The following is a 1719-nucleotide window of genomic DNA, read 5'->3' as shown; positions in this document are numbered from 1 at the left end:
CAAGACCTGATACGCCGTCGAGGCGACGGAGTCACCACGGTGCTGAGAGCTCACGTCGCGGCCTTGGCCGGGCTCTCGGAGAGCCTGCGCATCCATCGCAGCGACCACGGCCTGGTCATCGGCGCGCTCGGCCGCCACGACATCGAGATGTTCCTGCAGCGACTCGCCTACCTGGAGCACTGCGACGAGATCAGCGCCTTATCCCGATCCCTGAGTTGCCGGAAGGTTCATCACGCGCTACGCCAGATGCGACTACTCGGCCTGACCCGCGCCGACGACCCACTCGGCGGGCTGCCCGACGACTTCGGGCTCCGCCGCGAGGACATTCCCCGACGCCCGGACCGGCAAGCCTCACACCGGGCGTTGCCGCCCGAGATCCTCGCCCAACTCTGCGACGCCCTGCCGCTACTCCGCACCCGCACCTCCAAGGTGTTGGCCGTTGCGATCGAGCTGCTCATCGACACCGGCCGCCGACCCAGCGAGATCCTGAACTTGCCCTGGGACTGCCTGGGCCACGACCACGACGACAGCTACGTACTGGTCTACGACGATCTCAAGAACAACAGACCCGGTCGGCGGCTGCCGATCACCCACACGACCGCCGAGTTGATCAGAGCCCAACAGCATGCAACCCGGGAACAGTTCCCCGACAGCAACCCGACGGAGCTGATTCTGCTGCCCGCCTCAGACCAGAACGGCCGACGTGCACTGGCCCGACACCAGATCGGCCGAACCCACCGCGACTGGCTCAAGGCATTGCCGGGCGGGCTGACCCGCTCGACCCTCTACCGCCATCTCCCGTCTCGTCCGCCGCAGACGCTCACCGCGGACATCCCGCAACCCGAGGCCAGGAAGACCCCGACACCCGTTGCTGCGCCTTCGTCCCCGGCGGCCGGATCGTCGTCCTGTCCGACCTGCGGACACGAGCCCGCCACCCGCCGGGACCTCGTCCCGCACCGCGCCGATCTCGCGACCATCTGGTTGCACCTCGGCGACCGCAACGAGCTGCGCGAGGCCCGGCACTGCGCCCACTGTCAGCCCCACGGCCACGTCCTGGTGGTCAGCTGCTCCCGGTGCGGGGACGGTCCGCTAGTCACCGGCACCGATTCCGGCAGCGACGACGTCCCGGCGTCGGTGCGGGCCTGGCTTACCCAGCATGACTGGTCGGTGGGTTCAGATCTACTGTGTCCCAACCATTCCTGAACATCACTGGGTCTTATCGTCGAGTTCGTCGAGCAGGTGCTGCAGCCGCCGGCACGTCGCTTCGTGCCGTTCGACTTCCCGGTCCCAGCCGCGGGATCGGGCATCGTCGATCAGGACCTGCTCGGTCGCCAGGCGCGCCCTGATCCGCGGCGCGTACTCGCTGGTGGTGAGGAACTTCGGGCAGGTGAGCATCAGGTCGCATTCGCACGGCCCCTCGGCGGGCAACCGCAGGCAGTGTCCCAGTTCGAGTTCGGTCTTGAGGAAGTTCGTCTTCAGCCAGTCCACGGTGTCGTCGTCGAGGGCGTCGTGCAGGAGGGCGTCGGCGGCCGGGCCGGCGATCCGGTGTCCGTCGGCGAGCGCCGCCTCGTACTGCCGGCGGATCTCGGGATCGGAGATGCGGCTATAGATCATCGACATCGTGGCGCTGCGGTGTCCGAGTATTGCCATGATCGTCTGAATGCGGGCGCCGCCCTCGGCGAGCTGGGTGCCGAGGGTGTGCCGCAACCGGTGCGCACT

1 protein-coding gene and 1 pseudogene are annotated in these 1719 nt (G+C 68.1%); one reads left to right on the top strand and one right to left on the bottom strand.

What is annotated here, in order from left to right:
• Nucleotides 1–1203, top strand: a pseudogene (locus ACFWJO_RS38590) (hypothetical protein); the annotation flags it as partial.
• Nucleotides 1204–1206: 3 nt separating this feature from the next.
• Here the strand turns inward: ACFWJO_RS38590 and ACFWJO_RS38585 are convergent.
• Nucleotides 1207–1719: tyrosine-type recombinase/integrase (locus ACFWJO_RS38585; RefSeq protein ID WP_386872864.1), on the bottom strand; the 513-nt coding region annotated here is incomplete at its 5' end.

Source organism: Streptomyces sp. NPDC127092 (genome assembly GCF_042722475.1).
GTDB lineage: Bacteria > Actinomycetota > Actinomycetes > Streptomycetales > Streptomycetaceae > Streptomyces.
The sequence above is the reverse complement of the archived record's forward strand: the minus strand, read 5'-3'. Positions and strand labels throughout refer to the sequence as shown.